This is a genomic window from Treponema denticola (genome assembly GCF_024181645.1).
Lineage (GTDB): Bacteria > Spirochaetota > Spirochaetia > Treponematales > Treponemataceae > Treponema_B > Treponema_B denticola_A.
On sequence record NZ_CP058624.1, the window covers coordinates 1,452,735 to 1,476,901 of the forward strand.

Annotated in this window: 20 protein-coding genes and 1 pseudogene; 9 read left to right on the top strand and 12 right to left on the bottom strand. The window is 38.4% G+C overall.

All coding sequences use genetic code 11. From position 1 onward, the window contains the following. Positions 1 to 135: 135 nt before the first annotated feature. Positions 136 to 831 carry a FecR family protein gene (locus HO345_RS06880; protein WP_253682194.1) on the top strand — a complete coding sequence of 232 codons (696 nt, stop codon included), beginning with the start codon at positions 136 to 138 and terminating at the stop codon, positions 829 to 831. Here the strand turns inward: HO345_RS06880 and HO345_RS06885 are convergent. The 4 genes from HO345_RS06885 to HO345_RS06900 are packed head-to-tail and all read right to left on the bottom strand — an operon-like array spanning position 796 to position 5,274. Then, positions 796 to 1,410 (bottom strand): YigZ family protein, encoded by a 615-nt coding sequence (locus HO345_RS06885; protein ID WP_253682195.1) that lies wholly within the window; start codon positions 1,408 to 1,410, stop codon positions 796 to 798. The two genes, HO345_RS06880 and HO345_RS06885, sit on opposite strands and share 36 nt — an antisense overlap. Then, positions 1,407 to 2,957 carry a ComEC/Rec2 family competence protein gene (locus HO345_RS06890; protein WP_253682196.1) on the bottom strand — a complete coding sequence of 517 codons (1,551 nt, stop codon included), beginning with the start codon at positions 2,955 to 2,957 and terminating at the stop codon, positions 1,407 to 1,409. The genes HO345_RS06885 and HO345_RS06890 overlap by 4 nt, the downstream gene beginning before the upstream one ends. Beyond that, a complete protein-coding gene (locus HO345_RS06895; protein WP_253682197.1) occupies positions 2,951 to 4,123 on the bottom strand; it encodes a hypothetical protein in 1,173 nt (390 codons plus the stop codon). Before HO345_RS06895 ends, HO345_RS06890 begins: the two co-directional genes overlap by 7 nt. Next, the gene (locus HO345_RS06900) at positions 4,120 to 5,274 is read right to left on the bottom strand and encodes a PilZ domain-containing protein (protein WP_253682198.1); all 1,155 of its coding nucleotides are present in this window, start codon (positions 5,272 to 5,274) and stop codon (positions 4,120 to 4,122) included. The genes HO345_RS06895 and HO345_RS06900 overlap by 4 nt, the downstream gene beginning before the upstream one ends. A 32-nt stretch (positions 5,275 to 5,306) precedes the next feature. Between HO345_RS06900 and HO345_RS06905 the strand changes: the two genes are divergently transcribed. Beyond that, entirely contained in the window at positions 5,307 to 5,801 is a 495-nt protein-coding gene (locus HO345_RS06905; protein ID WP_366796376.1) for a CPBP family intramembrane glutamic endopeptidase, read from the top strand. Here the strand turns inward: HO345_RS06905 and HO345_RS06910 are convergent. Genes HO345_RS06910 through HO345_RS06935 form a run of 6 tightly spaced genes read right to left on the bottom strand, consistent with a single transcriptional unit; the run spans position 5,777 to position 14,372 of the window. Then, positions 5,777 to 7,708 (bottom strand): motility associated factor glycosyltransferase family protein, encoded by a 1,932-nt coding sequence (locus tag HO345_RS06910; RefSeq protein ID WP_253682200.1) that lies wholly within the window; start codon positions 7,706 to 7,708, stop codon positions 5,777 to 5,779. The genes HO345_RS06905 and HO345_RS06910 overlap by 25 nt on opposite strands. After that, positions 7,689 to 9,551, bottom strand: coding sequence for a penicillin-binding protein (locus HO345_RS06915; RefSeq protein ID WP_253682201.1), 1,863 nt, complete (start codon positions 9,549 to 9,551; stop codon positions 7,689 to 7,691). Before HO345_RS06915 ends, HO345_RS06910 begins: the two co-directional genes overlap by 20 nt. Then, complete coding sequence (lepB, locus tag HO345_RS06920) at positions 9,539 to 10,075, bottom strand: signal peptidase I (RefSeq protein ID WP_253682202.1); 537 nt, start codon at positions 10,073 to 10,075, stop codon at positions 9,539 to 9,541. The genes HO345_RS06915 and lepB overlap by 13 nt, the downstream gene beginning before the upstream one ends. A gap of 13 nt (positions 10,076 to 10,088) precedes the next feature. Next, positions 10,089 to 11,636: a helicase HerA-like domain-containing protein gene (locus HO345_RS06925; protein ID WP_253682203.1), complete on the bottom strand. Its 1,548-nt coding sequence runs from the start codon at positions 11,634 to 11,636 to the stop codon at positions 10,089 to 10,091. A gap of 10 nt (positions 11,637 to 11,646) precedes the next feature. Continuing rightward, positions 11,647 to 12,945, bottom strand: a complete 1,299-nt coding sequence (locus HO345_RS06930; protein WP_253682204.1) for a metallopeptidase TldD-related protein — start codon at positions 12,943 to 12,945, stop codon at positions 11,647 to 11,649. After that, positions 12,945 to 14,372, bottom strand: coding sequence for a TldD/PmbA family protein (locus HO345_RS06935; RefSeq protein ID WP_253682205.1), 1,428 nt, complete (start codon positions 14,370 to 14,372; stop codon positions 12,945 to 12,947). The genes HO345_RS06930 and HO345_RS06935 overlap by 1 nt, the downstream gene beginning before the upstream one ends. Positions 14,373 to 14,581: 209 nt before the next feature. On the opposite strand from HO345_RS06935, the pseudogene HO345_RS06940 reads away from it, so the two are divergent. From HO345_RS06940 to HO345_RS06955, 4 genes and pseudogenes are all read left to right on the top strand, one after another. Continuing rightward, positions 14,582 to 14,968 (top strand): annotated as a pseudogene (locus HO345_RS06940) (Rpn family recombination-promoting nuclease/putative transposase); the annotation flags it as partial. A gap of 71 nt (positions 14,969 to 15,039) precedes the next feature. Continuing rightward, on the top strand, positions 15,040 to 16,149 hold the full coding sequence (locus HO345_RS06945) for a leucine-rich repeat domain-containing protein (RefSeq protein ID WP_253682206.1): 1,110 nt from the start codon (positions 15,040 to 15,042) through the stop codon (positions 16,147 to 16,149). Positions 16,150 to 16,237: 88 nt separating this feature from the next. Beyond that, positions 16,238 to 16,900, top strand: a complete 663-nt coding sequence (locus HO345_RS06950) for a hypothetical protein (RefSeq protein ID WP_253682207.1) — start codon at positions 16,238 to 16,240, stop codon at positions 16,898 to 16,900. An 11-nt stretch (positions 16,901 to 16,911) separates the two neighbouring features. Beyond that, entirely contained in the window at positions 16,912 to 17,736 is an 825-nt protein-coding gene (locus HO345_RS06955) for a RipA family octameric membrane protein (RefSeq protein ID WP_253682208.1), read from the top strand. A 7-nt stretch (positions 17,737 to 17,743) separates the two neighbouring features. Here the strand turns inward: HO345_RS06955 and tkt are convergent, their stop codons facing one another. Both tkt and HO345_RS06965 read right to left on the bottom strand, forming a co-directional pair. Next, a complete protein-coding gene (tkt, locus tag HO345_RS06960) occupies positions 17,744 to 19,771 on the bottom strand; it encodes a transketolase (RefSeq protein WP_253682209.1) in 2,028 nt (675 codons plus the stop codon). Between the two features lie 18 nt (positions 19,772 to 19,789). Beyond that, positions 19,790 to 21,283 carry a hypothetical protein gene (locus HO345_RS06965; protein ID WP_366796377.1) on the bottom strand — a complete coding sequence of 498 codons (1,494 nt, stop codon included), beginning with the start codon at positions 21,281 to 21,283 and terminating at the stop codon, positions 19,790 to 19,792. Between the two features lie 180 nt (positions 21,284 to 21,463). On the opposite strand from HO345_RS06965, the gene HO345_RS06970 reads away from it, so the two are divergent. The 3 genes from HO345_RS06970 to recN all read left to right on the top strand — a co-directional run bounded on the left by HO345_RS06970 (position 21,464) and on the right by recN (position 24,166). Continuing rightward, the gene (locus HO345_RS06970; protein ID WP_253682211.1) at positions 21,464 to 21,883 is read left to right on the top strand and encodes a hypothetical protein; all 420 of its coding nucleotides are present in this window, start codon (positions 21,464 to 21,466) and stop codon (positions 21,881 to 21,883) included. A gap of 70 nt (positions 21,884 to 21,953) precedes the next feature. Next, a complete protein-coding gene (locus HO345_RS06975; RefSeq protein WP_253682212.1) occupies positions 21,954 to 22,385 on the top strand; it encodes a bacteriohemerythrin in 432 nt (143 codons plus the stop codon). Positions 22,386 to 22,480: 95 nt separating this feature from the next. Beyond that, entirely contained in the window at positions 22,481 to 24,166 is a 1,686-nt protein-coding gene (recN, locus tag HO345_RS06980; protein WP_253682213.1) for a DNA repair protein RecN, read from the top strand. Position 24,167: the final 1 nt, after the last annotated feature.

The following is a 24,167-nucleotide window of genomic DNA, read 5'->3' on the forward strand; positions in this document are numbered from 1 at the left end:
CCTCTCTGTTTATCTTCGAGTTTTGTGCAAAGCACAAAACATCATGTGGTTGTATGCGGTTTGTTTACAAACCGCTTGAAAAAACTTTTTTCGGAAATTGATATTTCCTGCAAAAAGTTTTTATAGGAGAAAAAGATGAAAAAGATATTTCTTATTATTAGTTTGGTTTGCTTTATGTTAGCTCCGCTTTTGGCAATTAGCGGTGAGGTTGTTGCAGTCAAGGGAAAGGCTGAAATAAAGCAAGGCGGAAAATGGATTCCTGCAAAGGCAGGAAACAAAATAACATCGGGACTTATGATTTCGACGGGATTTAAATCCGAACTGACTTTAAAGATTGACGGTTCCGTTATTACGGTTAAACCTATGACAAGGCTTACGATTGAAGAAATTGCCGCAAAGAATGAAACCGTTTCTTCGGAAGTTTACTTAAATGTCGGTTCCGTAAAAGCCGATGTAAAACCGGCTTCAACAAAAAAAGTTGAGTTTAAGGTAAAAACACCTGTTGCAACAGCTTCCGTCCGAGGGACATCGGGAGAGATCGGTTCTGACGGCCTTTTAATCGGAACAAGCGGAATATGGGCATATGTCAACAATGATGGGATTGAAACAAGGGTAAATATCGGCGACTCTGTTATTATAAGCGATACAGGTATGGTAACTCCGGCTCAAAACATTAAAGCTAACGAAGTTTTACCGGCATCGTTAAAAACTCTTGCCGAAGCGGAAGCCAATTCTCCTACGCTTACTAACCAATCACCCAGCATTGAAGGAGCAATAAATACGGCTTCTTCGGTTTCAACAATCTCTTTGAGTATAGGCTGGAAAGACTAACTTTACACCGCCCTTTGAAGCATTCTCAATAAAAGCTTCAAAGGGTGTTTTTTTATCTGCCGGTATTTTACCGTTTACCCTTACCTTTTCGCCGTAATCGGTTTGTAACATTTCAACCGAAAATTCATCAAGACTGCGTTTTAAATTTTCCCATTCGGAATAAGAACATTCAAATTGAAAGGTCTCTTTTTTGATAAGCTCTTCGGTTGAAGCTTCTTGAAGAACAAGTCTTGCAGAATCCGAATAGGCTTTTACCAAACCGCCCGTTCCCAAAAGGGTGCCGCCGAACCAGCGTGTAATTGTAAGCATTATGTTTGTGATTCCTGAACCCTTGAGTACTGCAAGAGCCGGCCGGCCGGCCGTTCCCGAAGGCTCGCCGTCATCGGAGCAGCCTAAGACTTCTCCGTTTTCGCCCGCAACAAAGGCATGGACTACATGGCGGGCATCTTCGTATTTTCCCTTTTGGTTTTTTAAAAGCTCCCTAGCTTCGGCGGCAGACTTTATAGGAAAAATTTCCGCTAAAAATCTTGAGTTTTTTACGGTGAGCTCACTTAAAGCATATTGCATTAAAACTTTCATTTTAAAAGGCTCTCCCTCTTTTTTAATTTCCTATCGGCATAAAACACACACATTAGGCCGGCCGTAAAGGGAAGTATCGCAAAAGTCAAGCTATCAAAAAAAGAGTCTGCCGTCATCAGAGGAAAAAGGGCAAAAGTTCGAATAATAAAAAGTATCAAAGCATAAAAAGCATTTAAAAAGTAAGAAAAAATAAAGCCGGCAAACGGAAATAAAAGAGAAATAAAAATTGCCCCAAGGCCTAAAATTAAAAAAGCCGATATCAGAGGGCTTACAACAATAGAAGCAATTATACCTATAGGAGCTAGGACTCCTATTTTGCTTATTACAATGGGGGCGGTAAAGGTTTGAGCACCTATTGAAGCCGAAAAACTTCCCAGTATTTTAGGAGGTATTTTCCCGTTCAAGATATCATGTACTGCACTTCCAAAAACGAGTATACCTGCCAAGGCACCGTAAGAAAGCATGAAGCCGAGACTTAGGGCATCATCAGGCTTTACTGCAATATGAAAAATAAGCATTGTACATAAAACCGAAATCATCGGAGGCTGAAGCCCCAAGGACTTGCCTATAATAATTAGAATCATCATGCCGAGGGCACGATTAAGAGAGGGAGCAGCTCCTGCAAACCAAACAAAGAAGATAATAGAAACTAGAGAAAACTTTATCGCGAGGCTTTTTTTCCCGAATACAGAACCCATCTGCAAGGCAGCTAGACTTACCAAAGAAACATGCATTCCTGAAAGGGCCAAAACATGGGCAAGCCCTGCATTTCTAAAAGCTTCCGAAACAGGAAGAATCAAAAAATCCCTGTTTGCAGAAAGGAGGGCTAAAAGCAAGGCACCGGCACTCCCCCACCCTGACAATAGACGCATAAGATAAAACCTCAAAAAAGCCCTTAATCTTAAAATAGCCGATCTCCAGCCTAAAAATTCGGGGACGGATTTATCTCCAAAAAAGGCCAAGGGGCTTATAGCGTTTTTCTTTGCTCCGAAACGGCCCGAAGCTTCAAATATTACGCCCTTGGAAAAATTGGCTAAAGCTTCTTTTCTTGAACCGGTCTTGTAGGCCGTCTTGCAGACCGAAATTCCGTAAGCATTATTTTGTAAAACCAGCTCCGAAGGAAAAAATATTTTTATATTTCCCTTTGCAGAAAATTTAGCCCCATTATTATACGAAAAAGAAATAAGTTTAGCATTTGCAGCATAGTATTTTTCACCGGCAGGATAGGCTTCGCCCGTAAGCTCGGCCTGAATGCTTTTAACCTTATTTAATTCGGCAAGGGAAAAAGGCTCCGCATAGATAAAAAATAGACGCAACACGGCAAGGCTTCCTATAAAAAGCCCTGCAAAGATAAAAGAATATTTCTTTTTTCTAAATATAAAACCGATTATAAAACTTAAAATAAAAATAGAAATTATCAAAAATTTATTAAAATAATTTTCTATTGCGCAAAAAAAATAAAAAGATATAACAGCCGCACAGGCTGAAATTACAATCGGTTTTAATACAAAAAACTTATTACGTGTTAATTTGTTTTCATTTACCACTTTAACTCCTCTATGGCATTTCGAGAAGCTTGTTTAACCGTTTCAGAATAATTTAAGTATTCAACATACAATAGATAGTCAAATGCGGTTTTATCCCCAAGCTTTCTCAAAGCCGTAATCACACTGAGCACTAAAGGCTCACTGTATTGCTTTGTTTTTTCGGTTTCCGAATTTAACACACCTAAAAATATCGACAAATTTTGAGAACATTCGATTGTACCTAAATTTCCCATACAATCGATTATCTTAATAAGCAATTCATCGCCCCGCGGGCTTGTTTTACGCAAGCCCTGAGCATAGTAAAAAAATTTGTTTACCTGAGAAGAAGCTTTACTCCACTTTAATGCAGATAAAACAGGTAAAGTCTCCTCAATCAAATTTTCAGAACTCTCAAGATCCGCTCCTTTTAGATTTTTAAGACCGTAATCAATTACAAGCTCACTAATCCGGCCAAGCTCAGGACCTTCAATACGCTTATTTTCTTTTGCCAATAAATACAGTGTCCATATATATTGTATGTTTTTTTGCATTGTTTTAGCAAGAATTTCATCAAAATAATTAAAAGAAATATTATTTAATGCAGTTTTTACCGTATCCTTTAAAGTATCGTTTACAGGATAAAATAAGGTTTTAATCAAGACATCAAAAGAAGAAGGATCGGCAAAATTCCCGAGAGCTTCAGCGTAGACTCTTAGAAGATTAATATTAGAGGCCTTGCCTGAAAGTAAATCGGATAAACCTGAATCATAAAGAGAATTCAAATAATCCGTAAAGGCGGAATCTTTTTGAACCAATTTACTTAAACTTTTTAAGCAAGCAATTTGAAAATCTTCATTTTCAACAGTAGAAAACAAGTAGCGGATACTTGCGGAAGCCTTTAATTCGTTTAGCTCTCCAAGTTTTGTTACGGCAATTATACCTATGCTTAATAATCGGTCATCATTTTGCAATATTGCATAAGAGGATTTAACATATTCCACCGCATCTTGATATACGGGAATTAGGCTTTTATCGTCTGACTGTGAAAGTGAACGCAAAATAACGGCTTTTACATCTATTCCTGCAGAAATAAAATCTTTACGTAAATTTAAAAGCTCATCTTGGTCTACAGCAAAAATAGAAAAAACACAAAAGATAAAAACTAAAGCAAAAACTATTCTTTTCATACAGCCCCCTTACTTTCTGCAAAATCATAGAGCATTTGACCGTCAGGTAAGCCGTCTTCCAAAAAATCGCCGTCTTTTATTTCTTGGCCGGTTCCTAAATGAGCATTATTTTCTTCTTCTAAAATATTATTTATAAATTCGGTATTATCATCAGTCGTTGCTATATTATATATGTAGGACAAAATAACATTTTTCATTTTTTGATCTAAAAATTCACATTGAAAATGTACTCGTGATTTATTCAAAGGCTGATCATAAATAAAACGGACAATCTTACCGCACATTACAATCTCGGTATTTTTTAGTTTAAATTGCAGCTTCATTCTGATTCCCTTTGCAGCCTTGCCTCTTACAAAAAACATGGCTCCGTCTTCCGATATGTCTTTTACGTTTGATTTTACTCCGCCCTGAGTTTCATAAACGGAATTATAAGGATCTCCTGTACGGAGAGGAAACATCAAGCCTTCAATATCGCATGAAGCTCTAACCGATTTTCTTTTTTGTGTACGCACAATTTTTTTTGAATGCTTAACATAAACTTCTAGACGGTCCTCTATTTTTTTTGCCTTGACGGCTTCAGAACTAAAGACATATCCTGCATCATTTTGTTTCCAAAAATAAACTCTTACAGCCTTATTTTGCCAATTAACTTTTTCGGCTCTTTCTGCAGACGCATCAAAGAGGACAAACACAAGCTCATTCTTCGTGTTTGCTATAAGTTTGCCGTAAACGGTTGTTTCTCGCGGCACAAAGATAATACAAATTTGGCCGATATAAATCTCATGCGTCGATTCAATTCTTCGTTTTTTTTGAACCTCTTCCAATTCAATTTTTGTGCGGTAATCATAGAGTTTGTTAAGTAAAATCTGCATTTTTTGTGAAACATCGGCATCCAGCTTATTTTCAACCTGACGGGCAATAAAGCGTATACATTCATCTAAGGCCGGAACCGACCAAAAAAGACGTGTTTTATCTTCAAGACCTACATAATTTGCAGTCCGCCACAACAATACAAGATTAGAAAATAAAAATCCCTTGTCTTTCCCTTCGGTAAAAAAACGGATTAAATCCAAAAACCGTCTCCCCGGAAAAGTAAACGAGAAAGCAGCGAATAAAAGAAACACAATAATAAAAACTATAAGAATATACATATTTATCTCTTTGTGGTATAATACCATAAATTATGTATTTTGATAAGAAGAGTCTAAGGTTTTTATTTGAATTTATCTTTATTTTTATCATTTTTGTTCTCCCGCCGATGTTAAATAAGAGAGATTTTACCCCTCCGCCTCAGCCGGAAGGCTTTTTTTATGTTTTAGTCTTTATATCAAAAATAGTTTTTTTTGCAGCCTATGAAGAAATTCTATACCGAATATATTTACCGTATAGAATAAAAAGCTTTTACGGAGAAAATCCTGAAAGTTTTAAATCGGCCTTTGCCGTCTATGAAATTCTTCCGGTCATTTTTTTTGCTCTGGCTCATCGTTATTTAGGGTTCCTTAATGTGCTTTATGCTGCAGCCGCAGGAATAATTTTTAGAAGCCTATATGTTCTTATACAAAAAAAATCCTCTGCCAAATGCAGCATGACAACGGCAAGTATAAAAGCGGCTCTTTGCATTATAGTGCTTCACTCTGTCCATAACGGCATCATCTATCTTTTGATTTTTAAAGGATAAATTAAGGCACAGGTTTCGTATATCTTTTTGTATATTAAAAAGTTTTCTTCGTAAACGGAGGTAAAAGATTCGCTCTTAAGAGGCTTGTTTTCATCTTCATCAAGCAAGAGGTCAAAGCCTATTATGGTGTTGGTCTTATCGGTTTTTATTTTTTCGTCGATAAGGTTTAAGTTTTCCATACTTTTGTTTATGATAGAATCTTCAAGAGGCTTTCCTGTTTTTAAAGAGTCTAAAAGGTTCAGGCATATATCCATACCCTCTTTTGCAAGCTTCATTGTTTTTTCCAAATCGCCGCTTAATTCTTTTAAGGCAGAGGAAAGGTTTGGAGAAGCTTGTCCAAGACTATCTTCTTTTTTAGAAGACAAGTTAGGTAAAGCACTCATCTTCTCGATTTTTATTTTTTTTGAAAGAGGCGAAGCTTTTGCTTTAATTAAAAACTCTTCCATACTTAGAGCCGGCATATTCGGAATCTTTAATCCCCGCGGTAAAAGGTTATAGGTTTTAATATCGGGGAACTCGGCAATCTTACTTTCAAACCACCAAGCATACATCTGCATTCTCTTGTCGCTTAAAACCTTTCCCTCATAGCCTTCTTTTAATTGGGGCGAGGCGGAATAAAGGCTTAGATGAGAAGCTGTTTCCGAAGAAAAAAAACGGTTTGAAAAAGCATTTACATCTTCTTCAAAGCGGCTCCCCTTAAAGTGGGTTTGAAAATCGGGAAAGGCTAAATCGAGGCCTGCAAAAATAATTTCATGACAGCCTAAAATTCTTGCAAAATCCCAGCAAGCTGTTGCAACGGAACCGCCTGTAACAAGTTTCCCCTTTTCGCCTATAAGTTTTTCTATATATTGAGCAAGGGGAAACATGGAGGTGCATAAAAACTTGGCTTTTGTTTTAAGACGGAAAACGGCCGGATATACGGAAGATTCGGTAATAAGAATAGAATCCGAAATATCGAGGTCTGCAAGATGAAAATAGTTCCAATATTGAGCATCCATTAAAAGAATAAAGTCTGGTTTTAAGCCATGTCTATGACAAGCCCTTACAGCCGTATCTGCCGCAATGATTATAAACTTATCTTCATTTTCTTTTACAAGATTTATCGTGTCATCTAAGCCGGGGCCGGCAGCAATTATCAAAGCAGGACAAGAAGCAAAAATATTTTCTATTTTATTGATGCCAAAAAGACCTTCGGTTTGTTCCATATTTTTTAAAAAATTTTTAAGCCAAAGTTTTCCGAATTTTTTTAAGGTATTTTTGTTTAAATTTGTTTTTTCATTCCTTCGTTTTTTTAAGGCCTCAAATTCTGAAAACCAAGAAGAACTTACATCAATCAAGGACTGAATTTTAAAAATCGGAATATCAAAAAAAGATTTGCTTTCAAAAAAATCCAACACATCTTTCGGATAAAGGCCTAAAAGAAGAATCAGATTTTCGTGCATAAAAAAATCATCCAAAGGACGGCTTTGTAAAAAAAGAAAAAAAACAAAGAGGTCGGGCTCAATTATAATCAGCGAAGATTTAGGATATTTCTTTGCATAAAGCTCTTGAGTATAGCCCAAACCAAGACCGCAAAAAATACAAGAGCTTTTTGCCTTTTTATCTTCAAAAAAATCAAGGGAGATATTTTTTTCGGCCTCGCTTATAGGATTATATTTTGAATGAAGGTATTTTCCGTTTATGCGTGCAGTAAAAATATTTTTATCTTTTTCTTTTAATTTTGCTTCTTCAAGATAATAGCTTTCAGGAATTCTTTCGGCAAATTGTTTAATACCGTTTTCGGAGTCAAGTCCCAAGGCAGCAGAGAGCTCAGGAAACCGGCGAGAAAAAAGTTCCGCATTATAAAAAAGGTTCTTGTACAAAATTTCACGATTGCCGGCGCTTTCTTTATTCGAGATTGAGCTCAATTTTCATTCCTTTTTTAAGCGGTGTTCCGGGCGGAGGAGTTTGAGAGACAACATATCCGTCACCTGTAATTTTTACCGAGAAATCTTTTTGTAAAAGAAGCTCAAGCAAAAGTTTTTTGGGAACTCCCGTTAAGTCGGGCATCTTATCTTTTAAGACGACAGGTTTATTATCGCTTATGGGAATCCGGCCGGTGTGTTCAACGGTTGGAGCGTTTTCTCTTGCAAGTCCGAGATAATCTATAATTTCATTTGAGGCCTCTGAAATTGCGGGAGCGGCAACAATGGAGCCGTATATTTGTCCGACAGGTTTCATAACAGCCGTATATAAAATAATCTTAGGATCATCTGCCGGAAAAATTCCTATACAGCTTGAAATAAAATCGGTCTTACTGTAGCCCCCGCCTTTCTCATTTGCCATCTGAGCTGTTCCGGTTTTTACTGCAATGGGAACTCCGTTGATAGAGGCCCTCCAAGCTATACCTTCTATGGAGCCCGTTCTCATATAGCTTAAAAGCAGCTCGGCATTTTTTTCGGATATAACCTTGTTTAAAACCGAGGGCTTATGAAGATAGACGATGTTTCCTTCCTTGTCGGCAACCTTTGAAATAAGAGAAAGGCGCAGGGTTGATCCCTTATTGGTAAAGGCCGTTGCAGCCTCAACCAGCTGCAATGCTGAAACTCCTATTTCCTGTCCTATAGCAATTGTGTGCTTTGTACGTATAGACCAGTTTTGAGGAGGAGCAAGAAGCCCTGCCGACTCCCCCGGAAGCTCTATATTGGTTTTGGAGCCGAAACCGAAAAGTTTAATCTTTTCATAAAAAGCATTTTTTTCGGTAATATCGGCAATCTGGGCAGTTGCATCATTACACGAAAGGCGGATTACATCCCGCGGGCTTACCCTGCCATGAGTCTTTAAACAGGTGATGGGTTTTACATTGGGTCTGTCAAATTCAAAAAGAGCATTGCAGTCATAGACTTGCCCATCTTTAGTAGAGCCCAACTCCAAAAAGGCTGCCATAGAAAATATCTTAAAAACCGACCCCGGCTCATAAACATAGTTTGCAGGACGGTCAAAACGCTGTTCAGGCGTACTTTCTATAAAGTTTGCAAGGGAGGCAGAAGGAGAGTTTACATAGGCAAGGACTTCTCCGGTCTTTGCATCAACTGCAAGAAAAACGGCAGATTGAGCCTTTGTTTCTTCCATCGTTTTCGATATAATTTTTTCGAGCATGTACTGAATGTTTCCGTCTATGCTTAAATAAACGTCGTAGCCCTTGCCAGTATACCCCTTTGTTTCAGGAGGGGGAGAAAGAATATTTTGAAGGGAGTATTCTACGCCTGTTTTTCCTCTGCCGTCATCGCCTAAAAAACCAACGACTGTAGAGGCCAAGGTATTTTCGGGATAGGTGCGGTTAAACACAGACTCAAACCTAATACCGCTTAATTTATTTTCATCTATAACGTTTTTAACCAAATCCCTTTCACTTTCGCTCATTCTTTTTTTTAAATATAAAAAATTAGATTTGGAATCTTGAATCTTTTCTAAGAGATCGGATTCGTTTTGCATTAAAACAGGGGCCAAGACCTTCGCCGCCTCGGCAGGATTTTTCATAAGGGTTTTATCTGCATAAAGATTATAAATAGTTGTCTGAACTGCAAGGATTTTTTTATTTCTGTCATATATAGTTCCCCTTTCGGTCGAAACCTTAGGCGTAATCACTATAGGTTCTTTCATTATCATGTACTTTGCAAATTGGAGTATAAGCAAAACAACAAAAATAATTACAAGACTTATAAAAAACCAAAACCGGGGCTTTGAAATAAAACTATCTACTTCTTCCATATAAAAACCTTACCGTAAATACCGTCAACGAGGACAAAGCCGTAATCGCGGGAATCATAAGACTCTTTTAGATTATCTCCCAAGGCTAAAACATAGCCTGCCGGAACCCGCACTTGTTCTTCATCGGACATACCGCCTAAATTACGGAATTGTACAGCCGTCAAGGGTATATTTTTTCCGGAAACCTTCATCGAATAATCGTAATTGTACCCTAATTTTTTAGAAAATTCTATAGGTTCTTCCGAAATACCTAAACATCTTTTTACGGTAAAATGCCCGTCTTTTCGGTACACGATTATATCGCCGCTTTTAGGTCTTGCCCAACGGAAAATATACTTATTCTTTAAAGGATGTTTTATACCGTAGGCAAGCTTAAAAATAAATACACAGTCCCCGTCCTTTAAAGAAGGCTCCATAGAAGGCCCTGAAACCTTCTTTATGTCAAAGACACAAGCCTTGGTAAAAGCGAAAAAAAATATAAAGCAAAAAAAATAAAAGAGTTTTCTTTTATGTTTTTTTAACACCTTGAGCCTTAACCTACTTAAACATCTTTTTTATCGAGCCGAAAACTCCGCGGGTAATTTCTCTGCCTACCGTACGGGTCATACTGTCAACCAAGACACGGCCCAGCCTCCCGGCTTCGCTTCTTTGTTTTTTATTTTGACTCTCTTCCAAACTGCGCCTTGCATTTTCTGCCCGTATTCTGGCATTCTCGGCCCTGATTAAGGCAGCCTCTTCTTTTGCCTTTGCAGCGGCCTCCTTAGTAAGGCGTTTTTCTTCAAGTTCTCTTTCGGCAACAAGCTTCTTTTCTTCAAACCGGCCCATAAGAATTTCATAGGCGGATTCCCTGTCGATTATATCCTTGTACTTATAAAGAAGGGGAGACTCTTCAACAATAGCTTTAAGTTTTGCCTCCCCTACGGTTCCTATCTTACTCTTAGGGGGAGCTATCAGAACCCTTTGACTTACAGATGGACTTCCGTCTTCCTGTAAGAGGGAAACAAGGGCTTCACCAGTTTTAAGCTCGGTAAGGACCTTAGCCGTATCGAATTTAGGATTAGACCTAAAGGTTTCGGCCGAAAGCTTTATGGCCTTTTGGTCTTTGGGGGTAAATGCCCTAAGAGCATGTTGAAATTTATTCCCCAACTGGCTTAAAATACTTTCAGGCAAATCGGCAGGATTTTGCGTAACAAAAAAAACTGCAACACCCTTTGAGCGGATAAGCCTGATCATGGTCTCTATCTTTTCGATGAGGACTGAAGATAAATTATTAAAAAGAAGATGAGCTTCATCAAAAAAGAAAACGATTTTCGGTTTTTCCGTGTCTCCGGCTTCAGGGAGGTTTTCATAAAGCTCGGACAAAAACCAAAGCAAAAATGTCGAGTAAAGATTTGGCCTTTGATAAAGGCTTGTAGAATTTAAAATGTTTATATAGCCCCTCCCGTCCGAGGTAAGCTTAAAAAAATCGGCAATTTCCAAGGCAGGCTCTGTAAAAAAATTCTCGGCACCCTCTCCTTCCAAAATGAGGAGAGCCCGTTGAATTGCTCCTATAGAAGAATCGGAAATATTACCGTATTTAAGCTTTAAGTTTTTGCTGTTTTCGCCTATATAAACCAAGATCGACTTTAGGTCTTTTATATCCAAAAGGAGTAATCCATCCTCGTCTGCTACTCTAAAGGCAATGTTTAGAACACCTGCTTGAACCTCGTTTAAATTTAAAAGTTTGGATAAAAGAAGGGGCCCCATCTCAGATATGGTAGTACGTATCGGATGGCCTGTTTCTTTTAAGATACTCCAAAGGCGTATAGGATAGGATTTAAACTCGAATTCGGAAAGCCCTAAAAGACCCAGTCTTTCGTTTATTTTTTGATTAGCCTCGCCCTTTTCGGCAAAGCTGCATAAGTCTCCCTTTACATCGGGCAAAAAAACGGGGACACCCATGTCGCTAAAGGCTTCTGCAATTACCTTTAAGGTAATAGTCTTCCCCGTTCCCGTAGCCCCCGCAATGAGGCCATGCCTATTTGCACGATTAGGCAGAAGTTCCACCCTGCTCTCTCCTACTCCGATAAAAATTCCTTTTTCCATTATAAGCCTCCTAATCCCCCAAGACTTCCATATTCGGAATCATAATGCTTTTAGGGCCGAGATAGTTTGAATGCTGCACCCTTTCCTTTGAAAAATAAAATTCTTTTTGAGCATCAAACATGTTTCCCGAAATTGAGCCGTTATTTATTATGTGCAGAGCCTTCCCGTCAAAATAGCGGGCAAGCCTAAACTCGCCGCCGAAGTCTCCGGTTACCTCATCTTGAAAAAAGTCGGAAAATGTTAATATTTCGACATAGGGTTCTTTTTTTAGTTCAGCTTCCGTTTTAGCTCCTGCACCGACTTCAAAATTTATTATATTGCCCGTGGGTTCCACATTTAAGTAATGGGCAAACTTTATAGAGCCGTGGTAAGTTTTTACGATGCCGTCCTTATAAAGCTCGTGCTCTTTTAAAAGAAGACCGTCCCCGTCATAGGGAGCAGAATAAGGAGAACCCGCCATATTGGGAACGAGCTTGATGTTAACCTTGTCTCCTTTTACCCCGCTTCCTTGAAAGTTTTCTCCCAACTTAGCAGCAGATGACTTTGTATAAACCATCGAAGCGGAGGCTTGCGAAATATAAAAGTCAAAAAAAGAAGCGGCTGCCGTATTTGTGATTATTACATTGACCGATTTAAGATGCTTGGCCTTTTCGGCAAGAGCCCTTTCTTCCGTTTCCTTTAATTGCTCCGAAACCATATTGTCTATGAGCTTTTCACTTTCAGTCGAAAAAGAATTATCCCCGTAAATTTCAACTTCTTCTTTACCGATAGAACAATCGGTTATAACTTCGATATAGCCCTTGTATTTTTTAAACCGAACATCCACGCCTTCGGAGTTTACTATTTGGACTTCCATGTTGTCGATAAAGATTTCGGTAGAATTGATTTCGGCCTTCGTATCCCGCTTTTTATAAATTGCTTTTTGAATCTTGACCAATTCTTCATTTAAGTTTTCGGTATCGAATGAAGAAGAAATACTAAAGGGCTTTTCGGAAGAAGGACGGCTGAGAGGATACCATTCGTTTTTAACAAATTGGGCGGCAAAAGCAGCCTCTTCAATTTTTTTATTTATTTCCTCCTCGTCCATTGTGGGCGAAAGGCTTACATCGGCAGAACCTCTGTATTTTTTTCCGGCCTCTTCAAAATCTTTATAAACCGTGAGCGAGGTATGAAGAACATTTTTTGCACGGTTCATATCCATCTTATCCCTTACCAAAAACATCTCGCCCGATCTTATCTTTGTAAGAACAAGCCTGTATCCGTCTATGTTTTTTTTATTCTTTAAAATAGAAATTATCTTATCTTTCATTATCCAAGTCTCCCCCGTGCTTTAATATATCCGCCTCCTGCAGAGGTTCTTACATATTCTTTATAACCCTTTCCGCAAAAACCGGAACCGCCGAGCTCAAAGTCTTCATCGCCTGAAATCATAGAAATAGAGGAAAGAAGTTCGGGAACATAACCGGTCAAAAAAATCGGACCGACTATTTTACCTGTAAGTTTTCCGTCCTTTATTTCGTATCCCTTTTCGACGGCACATTGAATGCCCCAGTTTTTAGGATCTTCCATTCCGCTAAAATAGCCGTCCAAAAGATAGCCAAAATCGACGGACCTTATCATCTCATCGAGGGAAGAATTTTTTGTGCTGAAAAAGGTGTTGGTCATTCGGGTGTAGGCCTTGCGTTCAAAGGATTCCCTTTTTCCGTTGCCTGTGGGCTTTATACCTAAACTCAAGGCCGAAAGGGTGTCGCAGATTCCGCGCTTTAAAATTCCTTTTTCGATAATCTGCGTATCTTGAGCCAAGACTCCTTCATCATCAAAAAGATAGGAAGAAACCTGCTCGGCAGCGGCAGCCCCGTCGTGCATATCGGTAATTTCGGAAGCAACCTTTTTGCCGATAAACTCCTTAGCCTTTGCACGGTTTTTAACGAACATATCCATCTCAACACCATGGCCGAAGGCTTCATGGGCTATAAGGCCCGTAACATTTTGCTTACAGATAATATCGTAAACTCCCGGCTTAATCCTTTCGGCATCCAAAAGCTCCTTTGTTGCATCAATGCTTTTTTTGATATTGTCTTCAACCTTGTGTAAAATTTCCATGCCGCAGTTTCCCGAAAAGGCTTGGTAACTGTACTTTACAGCCTCGCCCTTTTTTAAATAGGGAATAAGATAAGAAATTGCATAAGCATAGGCCTGTTCCAAATCTTTTTTTTGCGAAAGGAAGATTTTACAAACGGAAACCTCTTCATACCTGACCTGAAAATCTATCATTTCTGGGCAATAGTCAAATCCCTTTTTCATTACGGATTCAAGCCTTTTTATTTTTTGCTCGTCATTCATCGAATCAAAACTTTCTTTTACTTCGGCATAAAAGCTTTTTGTTAAAGCCTCTTCCTCGATTACGGGATACTTAATTCTTTCAAGGTTTTTCGATTTTAAAAACTCAATATCGGTTTTTGCAATACGCCTGATTTCTTTTTTGATATTTTCGCCATCAATTACATCGAAAGAATATTCCGAATATCCCAGACCGTTATAAACCCGCAAGACAAAACCCCTTTCAGTCGAAAAAGAATCTCCAACCGAAACAGCCGTTTTGCGTACCGAATAAGATTTGCCCTTTGAGTCAGTCCCCAAAATCGAAACATATTCAAATTCTTTAGAAAGCTCTTCTATCAGTTTTTTTAAGACAGGTTTACTGTCCGTTAAAAACTTACTCATCTTTTGCTTCATCTTTATAATACCTCCGATAAATATTTATTGTAAAGAAAAGAAGAGGCAGTGTCAATTGTAGAATCTAAATCAAGAAAATAAAGTCTAATTTTTAATAAAATTATATTCTTTGATTTAAATTTTACTATCTATTGCAAACTTTTCATACAATAATTATGAAAGGGGGAAAATTTTTCTCCTTTTAAAAAAATTATTAACGAGGCTTAATTATGCAAAAATTATTTAAAATAACCCTCCGCAACGACTACGCTTTTAAAAGAGTATTCGGAGTTGAAGAAAACAAAGATGTCTTACAGGACTTGCTGGAGTGTATCTTAGACATTCCGTCTGAAAACATCGCAGGTTTGGAACTTATGGATAAGGAGCTCCATAAGGATTCAATAAACGATAAAACCGGTGTTTTAGACGTAAAATTACGTTTAAAGAACAACACAATTGTTGACATCGAAATTCAAAACAGGTGGAACAGCGAGTTTGTCCAGCGTACCATCTTTTATTGGGCCAAAATGTATACTGAAAACTTAAAAACAAGCGAAGTATATACAAAACTGCCGAAATGTATTACAATAAACATAGTGGGTGAAGGCTTTGATTTGAAGTGAACCCTGTAGGGTAACACCGGCTTACCGCATAGGGTAAGCAAAATAAATTTTTAAAGAGGTTTGACATGAAAAATGCAAACACAAAATCAAGAGTAAGCTCAGTTTCAAAATCAAGAGCAAGACTCTTAACATCTTGGGCGGCAGTTAGTGCACTTGCCGCATCGTTATTATTTATAGGACTTTTGACGGGATGTCCAAACGGTTCAGGTCCGAATAGACCTAATGAACCGGATCAGCCTCCTGCTGTAGATCCGGCTGCTATTTTGAGAACCGACGGGAACGGCAAAATAACAGGCTACAAGTGTGCAAAAGAGGAATTGCCCGCACATCTGGTGATACCGGCAAAAATCGGGGATGAGGAAATTAAAGAGATAGACACTGATGCTTTTAAATATTGTACGGGCTTAATAAGTATAAGTTTGCCTGAAAACATTACCAAAATAGGCATATGGGCTTTTTACAGCTGTACGGGCTTAATAAGTATAAGCCTGCCTACAAATCTTACTACAATAGGCGGGGAGGCTTTTTACGACTGTAGAGGCTTAACAAGTGTACGTTTGTCTGCAAACCTTACTACAATAGGTGACGGTGCTTTTTACTACTGTAGAGGCTTAACAAGTGTACGTTTGCCTGCAAACCTTACTACAATAGACGAGGATGCTTTTTCCGGCTGTACGGGCTTAACAAGTCTTACAATAGATTCTGCCAATACTAAATATAAAACTGAAGGTAACATACTGTACAGTAAAAATGGGACAACTCTTATTTTTGCAGCAGGAGGTTTAACTTCCGCAAACATTCCCGACACTGTTACTACAATAGGTAACCGTGCTTTTTCCGGCTGTACGGGCTTAACAAGTTTAGACCTATCCGGCTACACAAGCCTTACTACAATAGGCGACTGGGCTTTTTCCGAGTGTAAGGGCTTAACCGAGATAAAACTGCCTGCAAACCTTACAGAAATAGACTATGGTGTTTTTTCCGGCTGTACGGGCTTAACAAGTGCAGTCTTTGCAGACAAAGAAGGCTGGAAAGTGTATGATAATTATGATTATAGCGGCACACCGACGCCTATAAGTCCAAGCGATTTGGAAAATGAACAAACTGCTGCCAAGTATTTACGCGAAGAATCCGATAACGGCGGTTATTGCAATAAATGGTGGAAGAAAAACTAGAAGGAATTGATAATTTGTAGTGGGTAATGGGTAATTAAATTACAAATTGCCCATTACACCTTAACAATTAAATAAAAGGAGAAAAAGGATGTGTCATAAAGGAACTATAGTTAATACAGATATAAAAAATAATAAACTAAAAAGTATTTTTAGGTTTATTATTTACTATGCATTGGCTTGTATATTTTTTTTGTGTATTACAACTGCAATATTCATTTTTACAGCTTATTATTCGTCATTTTTTTATGAAACAGAAACTCAAAAATCGGTAAAAGAAATTTCAACAGAAAAAACAAACAAAATTGATAACATCTTAAAAGATATAAAAAAGAATGGAATGTATAGCAGTAAATCAACTGATGATTCAAAAAGATATGAGAATAAAATTATAACAAAAGAAAATGAAGAAAAAAATAATCCATATTTTTTTTCAATAATATTTGTTTTAAAATTATTTTTCATGTTGACTGTAGTAGTTATTTCAGTAATAGCTATTTTATTCTTTGTTTTTATATTCTTGCTATATCGAAATTCCTGTAAACAAGCACTATTAACCTACGCTTATGACGAAGCCATTAAAAAATTAGAAGAAGATAGAAATAAACATATAGAACCTCCTAAAAAAGATATGGACTCAAAAGTAACCCAACATTCTAAGCCTGCCGAAGAAACTATTACTATGAATAGGTATTACAAAAAAGCCATCACCAAAATATTCGAAACTTATTGTCAAAACATCACTTCAAAATAAGGAGCTTTTTTATGGCTGATACAACAAAGGATAGACCCACCGCAAAGGATATTTACGATTATCTTTGGCGAGGCAGAGATTTTGAGCTTGAACATCTTTGGCAGAGGTCTGTCTTTCTTGCAGTTTTTTTATTGGGCATTGCAAGCGCCTATGCCCTTTATATAAAAGACATCTTTATTCCCCACTTAAGCCAAAATCAAATTACTGCAACACTTAATGCAGGCAAAACAGAGGTAGACGGCTCAACGAAGTATACACTAATCATAGATCCAAACAGTAACCTCGAAATTGAGGCTTCAATTAAAAAAGATAAGCCGTTTTCGGCACTTTTTACGCCGGGTGCAGTTCCCATACTTATCTGTCTTTTAGGTATAATCTTTTCGGTGCTTTGGATTATAATGGGCAAGGGCTCAAAGGCTTGGTATGAACTCTACGAAAGCAATCTAGCAAAGATGAGCGATAACCCACGATTTTGGAAAGATGAAGCTGAAGGCGAATCTGAGCTCGATAAAATCTTTTGCAACAAAAGAACCGGAAGATACACCGAATACCTATTCGGGCATCTTCAAAATCGCCACGGCGGCCCTATAGATAAAAAACTCTTTTCGACCGCTGCAGGTTCTTTTTCGGTTTCTAAGGTCAACATAATGATAGGCATAATAAGCCTAAAGTTTTTTATCGTTGCCTTATTTTTTCATATTTATTGGCTTTGTAAAAACCTCTTTGCCGACCCGCTGCCGCCCATTTTCATCATCTTTCCTATAACAGCCTTGTTTCTCTTTTTGCTTTTTACCCGCTTAAAGAAAAAACTCGGCTCCTCGTATTTTGATAATTAGGAATCTTCTACCCCTTCTCTATCAGCTTTGCCAAGTTTTCTGACGTAAAGCCTAGGTGTTCTGCGGCCTTGGCTCCGGGAGCTGAGGTGCCGAAACTCTCAATCGAAAAATTATCGCACTTGCAGCCTGTCCAGCCTTCCCAGCCTTGGGCGACTCCCGCCTCGGCGGTAATAACACGGATATTCTTTTTACATCCGCCTAAAACTCCATGTTTAAAATCCTTTGGCGAGTTTTCAAATCTTTCTTTCGACATAACGGAGACAACTCTGACCTTTTTATCCTTTACAAGACTTGCAGCCTTTACTGCCATACTTACCTCGGAACCCGTAGCCAAAACAGTTACGTCAGGAGTTCTATCCGGCTTGCCTAGCGTACAGCCGCAAGCCGAAGCTTCTACATCCTTTACAATGTATGCACCGTTTTTAATCAATTCCCTCCAAAAAAGATCGCTCTTTTCCAAGACAGGTAAATTCTGGCGGCTTAAGATTAAGCAGACGGGGCCGTCCTTGTGTAAGAGAGCCTGCTTCCACGCCTCCCCTGTTTCCTCCGCATCGGCAGGGCGTAAAACAAGCAGATTCGGAATAGCCCGCAATGAGGCTAAAAGTTCTATGGGCTGATGGGTGGGGCCGTCCTCCCCTACAAAGATTGAATCATGGGTAAAAACATAGATTGAAGGAAGCTTCATAAGGGCAGCAAGGCGGAGAGCCGGGCGTAAATAATCGGCAAAGACCAAGAAGGTCGCACAAAATGCCCTAAAACCTCCGTGAAGCTGAATGCCGTTTGTGATAGTCCCCATTGCAAATTCCCTGATGCCGAAATAAATGTATCTTCCCGAAGGATTTTGATGAGAAAATGCTGAGATTCCGTCCAAGCCTACGGCATTGGGGCCTTCCAAGTCGGCAGAACCGCCTACAAGATTGGGAAGAACTTTTGCAAACTCGTTTAAGGCCTTTTTTGAGGCAGCACGGGTTGCAATGCTTTCATCTTTTTTGAATTCTGGGAGCTTTACAGATTTTACAAGGGTTTCATCAGCTCCGCCTTTGGCAAAGGAAAGATCCCATTCTTTTCTTTTTTCTGGATTGGCCTTTGACCAGACTTCAAAGGTTTTATTCCATTCGGCTTCAGCAAGAGCCAGCTCTTCATTTCTCTTTTTAAAGAAAGCATAAGCTTCTTCTGCAACATAAAAGTCGCCTTTTCCTTCGAGTAAAAGATTTTTCTTGGCTTTGGCAATGCCGTCTTTTCCTAAGGGAGCGCCGTGTGCCTTGTTTTTGCCTGCAACCGTCGGAGCCCCCTGACCTATAACGGACTTTAAGATAATAAGAGTCGGCCTTTCATCTTTTTTGGCTTCAAGAGTCAGGCGTTCAATATCTTCAAAGGAGTACATCGAACCCCGCAATACCTGCCAGCCGTATGCCTTGTACCTTTCTTCGATATTTTCGGTAAAGGTTAAGTCGGTCGAACCGTCGATAGTAATCTTATTTTCATCATAATAAACGATGAGCTTTCCTAATTTTAAGTGGCCTGCCAAACTGGAACTTTCGGAGGAAACGCCCTCCATCAAACAGCCCTCCCCTACAAGGGCATAAGTATAATGGTCTACTATTTTATGCTCGGCTGTGTTAAAGCGGGCGGCAAGCATTTTTTCGGCAATAGCCATACCTACAGCTGTAGAAATTCCTTGACCCAAGGGCCCTGTGGTGGTTTCAACACCGGGAGTATCGCCGTATTCGGGATGCCCCGGACATTTGGAGCCGAGCTGCCTAAAACTTTTTATATCTTCTATTGAAACATCGTAGCCTGAAATATGCAAGGCGGAATACAAAAGCATCGAACCATGGCCTGCAGAAAGCACAAAGCGGTCCCTGTCTTTCCAATCCGGATTTTTAGGATTGTGTTTTAAGATTTTAGCATACAGGGCAGCACCCAATTCGGCTGCTCCCAAAGGGAGCCCCGGATGCCCTGAATTGGCTTTTTCGATTGCGTCCATCGAAAGACTTCTGATTGAAAGAGCAATAGCTTCCAGTTCGTTTTTCATAAAAAACCTCCAAGGTTGTTATTTTTTTGTGAGGGCCGATATTTTATTTCTAATTTCGACCTTCAAATCCGTATATACATAGTATAAATTGTCAAGAGACATAGACATTACTTCAATAAAATTAGAATCTTCCGGAGACATAGAAGCAACAAATTCGCTCCATTGAAAAATCTTGTCAAAAATTTGATAAATCATTAAGGCTGATTGACCATCAAAGTCCGATGTTTTTAATTTACGTTCATCAAGCTCATTAAAAAACAGAACAAGATTTTTATAAAAGTCTACCAAGTCTGAGCGTAAATCTTTTGAACCGTCGTCCTTAAATGGATTATATAGGTTAACCCAATAATCGTAATGCATCCCTAAATAAGTTTTACACTTTGAAGACGCGGTTTTATAGTTATTTATAAACTCCGGAATAAAGAAGTCTAAAGATTCTTTTATAAAAAGCTCTTTTACCTCATCATCAAAGCGGGCCGCATAATGTGAAGATAAAAAATCCAAAACAAAGCAGTCTATAACGGCTTCCGTAACAGGCCTATTTATAGAATTAAAAAAATGCCCCTCCTTACTTTCATCATAAGGATAATAAAACCAGCTGTCGGGACAGGCTATCGGTTCATCTAAAACTCCAAATTTTTCTTCGATACCGTAAGGCATAACACCGAATACATCCTTACGTTCAAAAAACAATTCCATCGGTGCTGCATTTTCATTAAAAAGAGCATCTTCAGCCAAAAAGTAGGCAAAAGAAAGAACCTCTTGAGTTGTCGAGTCCATAGGTAATATCTTTAAGGAGGAGCGGACGGCCGTTTCAAAGAGACTAAACCAATTCGAAATATCATCTTCCAAAAGCTCATGACTTTCTTTTAAAATTTCAAATTCCGCATTTGCCCAGTCCTTGATATGCACAAAAAAACGCATAGGATAATCGAAATTACATTCATCAAAAACGGCCGAAAAATCCCAAGCAGTTACGGCAAAACGGGATTCGGGATTAAAACTATCATGTAAACGGGAAAAGGTCTCTACATTTTCTTCATAGTCTTCACATAAAATATTGGAAAGATCGCTTTCGGTATATAAAAAATAAAAGGAAAAAATTCTATCAAAGCTCAAATATACCTTGCGTTTAGGGATTTCTTTTCCTTCATAAAAAAGCTTTGACTCATGAGCATATTTATCTGCCGGCAAAAAGGGTAAAAACCGCGAGCCGGGGATAAAAATTTTCATTTTATTTTCCGTATCCGAAATTTGCACACAAATTTTTTTGCCGGTAAAAAATCCGTGCTTGCTAATCCATACACCGTCATCCGAATCGGGATCAGGAAAAAAATACGCGAGCGACAAAGAAATTAAAAAAACGCCCAAAGTATAATCATCAAAATTTTTTAGACCGATAAAATTTTTAAGATCTTCAAGAATAAAGGCCTCTCCAACATTTTTTAAAAATAAGTTAATTTTAGGCAATAAGGGTTCTAATCGGTCAAACATTGTCCGGCATTTTAACATATTAATCGTTTTTTTTCAAGATCGAGGAAAAAAGGTGTTGAAACTTGATTGAATGACAAAATACGGGAAACTCGCAATAGCGAAGATACAAAGCAAGAGCTAGGGCTATAAAACAAAGCAGAAATATAGTACAATACTATGGATATTGAGTAAGGCAAATTAGCATTATGGGAGATGGAAATGGATTTTATACATGATAGAAGCAATAATATTCCTTTTAGCCTTCATGACAGCAAAATAAAGAAAATCATCTTTAATGACGACATATTGACATTAAAGATAGATAAATTATTTCGGTATACCGAAAATGGAGAAAAAAAATATTCCGGAGATGTCGTATTTTATGGCAGTGACTTAGATGAATGTAGTGTTTGGATATTTGACAAAATTGTTTATGAGGGAGATTTTTCAGGGAAAGCCATCGGGTTAAAAGAGTATATTGAAAAATTTTCCGGCATGGAGTTTGAAATTTTAACGGAAGGATACTTCGGATATAACACAACATATACAGGATGGCTTTGGGAAGAAGGAAAAGAGCCTGTGTCAGCCTCTATGTATATTTGGAATACCGGCGATATGGTTTATAAGATTGATGAATAAATTAGAAATAGGATATCCTATAACACGCTCCCTCCCTTGACTTTTTTTGATAATTAGCTAAAATAGTCTTATGAGTGAAATTAGATATTTTGAATGGGAAGACTCATTAAGCGTAGGGTATAATACAATAGATTTACATCATAAAAAACTTTTAACCATCATGGGACAGTTTAAAAATTTATTTGACTTACCTCAAGAAGAATACAAACTAAAAATAGGTAAAATACTAAAAAGTTTATCCGATTACACCTATTATCATTTTGAAGAAGAAGAAAAAATAATGAATGAATACGGTTATCCCGATTTAAAAAAACATGCAGAAATACATAAATCGTTTATAAAAAAGATAAGAGAAGCAATTATTCCTTTAGCTTCCGGAAATATCGAAACGGGTCTTAAATTTTACGATTTTTTGGGCAGGTGGCTTGTTGAACATATAGCCGGCGCCGATCACGAATGGTCGGAATATATCCATAAAGAACATCCCAAAGCCCAATTTTAAGCATTTACACTTCGTCATTTGTACTTTTTTACGCCTACTTGAAATTTGCTGCATTTTGGTTTATACTTTAAGATGTTGGAATTTAAGGAAAGTAAATGCTTGAAAATATATCGGTAAAAAACATAGCTTTAATAGACAACCTCTTTGTAGAATTCGAAAACGGTTTAAATGTTTTAAGCGGTGAAACAGGCGCCGGAAAGTCGATATTAATCGGCTCCTTAACTCTTTTACTTGGAGGAAAAACATCTACTGACCTTATACGCTCAGGTACTGATGAAGCCGTAGTATCGGGAAGCTTTTTTATCGGAACTGAACACAGCGAGGCCTTAAAATGGCTTGCAGAACATGGAATCGAACCTGAAGATAACCGCATTCTTCTCCGCCGCAATTTAAAACAAAACGGCCGATCCAATGCTTGGATACAGAGTACACCGGTAACAAGGAACGAACTTGAAGACTTCACCTCTCTTTTGGTGGATATCCACGGCCAGCACGATCATCAGTCTCTTTTTAGAATTGCAGAACACCGCCGTTTTTTGGACAGCTTTGCAGGCATAAACAACGGAGTGAAAATGTTTACCTCTCTTTATGCCGAACTTGCTGAAAAAAGAACAGAGCTTGAAAACTTAAACCTTTCCGAAAAAGAACTTGCCGAAAAACAAGAGCTTTTGCAGTTTGCCATCGATGAAATAACAAAGGCAAAATTGAAAGAAGACGAAAAAGAAGAACTTGAAGCTGAAGAAAAAAGATTAAACCAATTCGAAAAACTCTTTGAAGCCTTAAACACGGCTTCTCAGCTTTTTTCCGATGAGTCGGGTATCATCAGCCTTACAAAAAAAGCAATGCATAACCTTGAAACTGCAAAAAATTGCGATGAAGAGCTTGAAGACCTTTCAAAAAGGCTTGAAACCGGCTACTACGAATTGGACGATATAAGTTCTTCTATAGATTCCTATCTTTCAAAGCTGACCTTTAATCCTGAAAGGGTGGAACAAGTACAAGAAAGGCTTTCTTTAATATATAAGTTGACAAAAAAATACGGGGCAACGATACACGATGTCTTAAACTATGCGCAAAATGCCGAAGAACAGCTTGAAGGACTTTCCAAACGGGAGGCCGGAAAATCGGAGCTTGAACAGAAAATAGGAATTTTGCAGTCAAAGCTTTTAAAACTGGGAAGAATCCTATCCGAAAAACGCAAAGAGGCATCTTCAAAACTCCAAAAGGAGGTTGAAGAAGTTCTTTCCAATTTAGGCATGCCCAAAACTAAATTTCAAGTTAGAGTGGACACTCGGCTCCCTGAAGGAAACAGGCTCTCGGCAAATCCTTACGGTTTTGACGATATCGAGTTTATGATAAGCCCCAATGCCGGGGAACCATTGCGGCCTCTTGCCAAAATTGCATCAGGGGGAGAGCTTTCTCGCGTTATGCTTGCCTTAAAAACGGTACTTGCGGAAGGAGATGAAGCGGACACCCTAATATTTGATGAAATCGATACCGGCATCGGCGGAGAAGTTGCGGTAAATGTAGCTTCCCATATGAAAAAGTTGTCGAAAAAAAAGCAAATTCTTTGTATCACTCACCTTGCGGTAATCGCATCTCATGCCGATAATCACATTAAGATAGAAAAGAATACGATAGGGCAAACTACCAAAACCTCGGCAGCAGCTGTTTCAGGTAAGACAAGGCTTGAAGAAATAGCAAGAATGCTGGCCGGAGACGAATTAAGTGAGGCATCTCTCAGACATGCTGAAGAGCTTCTATTAAAATATGTCCGATAGA

What these genes read in the sequence shown, in the direction of transcription:
- HO345_RS06880 (WP_253682194.1), top strand. Translation starts at nt 136, where the DNA reads ATGAAAAAGATATTTCTTATTATTAGTTTGGTTTGCTTTATGTTAGCT.
- HO345_RS06885 (WP_253682195.1), bottom strand. Translation starts at nt 1,410, where the DNA reads ATGAAAGTTTTAATGCAATATGCTTTAAGTGAGCTCACCGTAAAAAAC.
- HO345_RS06895 (WP_253682197.1), bottom strand. Translation starts at nt 4,123, where the DNA reads ATGAAAAGAATAGTTTTTGCTTTAGTTTTTATCTTTTGTGTTTTTTCT.
- HO345_RS06900 (WP_253682198.1), bottom strand. Translation starts at nt 5,274, where the DNA reads ATGTATATTCTTATAGTTTTTATTATTGTGTTTCTTTTATTCGCTGCT.
- HO345_RS06905 (WP_366796376.1), top strand. Translation starts at nt 5,307, where the DNA reads ATGTATTTTGATAAGAAGAGTCTAAGGTTTTTATTTGAATTTATCTTT.
- HO345_RS06915 (WP_253682201.1), bottom strand. Translation starts at nt 9,551, where the DNA reads ATGGAAGAAGTAGATAGTTTTATTTCAAAGCCCCGGTTTTGGTTTTTT.
- HO345_RS06925 (WP_253682203.1), bottom strand. Translation starts at nt 11,636, where the DNA reads ATGGAAAAAGGAATTTTTATCGGAGTAGGAGAGAGCAGGGTGGAACTT.
- HO345_RS06930 (WP_253682204.1), bottom strand. Translation starts at nt 12,945, where the DNA reads ATGAAAGATAAGATAATTTCTATTTTAAAGAATAAAAAAAACATAGAC.
- HO345_RS06935 (WP_253682205.1), bottom strand. Translation starts at nt 14,372, where the DNA reads ATGAAGCAAAAGATGAGTAAGTTTTTAACGGACAGTAAACCTGTCTTA.
- HO345_RS06945 (WP_253682206.1), top strand. Translation starts at nt 15,040, where the DNA reads ATGAAAAATGCAAACACAAAATCAAGAGTAAGCTCAGTTTCAAAATCA.
- HO345_RS06950 (WP_253682207.1), top strand. Translation starts at nt 16,238, where the DNA reads ATGTGTCATAAAGGAACTATAGTTAATACAGATATAAAAAATAATAAA.
- HO345_RS06955 (WP_253682208.1), top strand. Translation starts at nt 16,912, where the DNA reads ATGGCTGATACAACAAAGGATAGACCCACCGCAAAGGATATTTACGAT.
- tkt (WP_253682209.1), bottom strand. Translation starts at nt 19,771, where the DNA reads ATGAAAAACGAACTGGAAGCTATTGCTCTTTCAATCAGAAGTCTTTCG.
- HO345_RS06965 (WP_366796377.1), bottom strand. Translation starts at nt 21,283, where the DNA reads ATGTTAAAATGCCGGACAATGTTTGACCGATTAGAACCCTTATTGCCT.
- HO345_RS06970 (WP_253682211.1), top strand. Translation starts at nt 21,464, where the DNA reads ATGGATTTTATACATGATAGAAGCAATAATATTCCTTTTAGCCTTCAT.
- HO345_RS06975 (WP_253682212.1), top strand. Translation starts at nt 21,954, where the DNA reads ATGAGTGAAATTAGATATTTTGAATGGGAAGACTCATTAAGCGTAGGG.
- recN (WP_253682213.1), top strand. Translation starts at nt 22,481, where the DNA reads ATGCTTGAAAATATATCGGTAAAAAACATAGCTTTAATAGACAACCTC.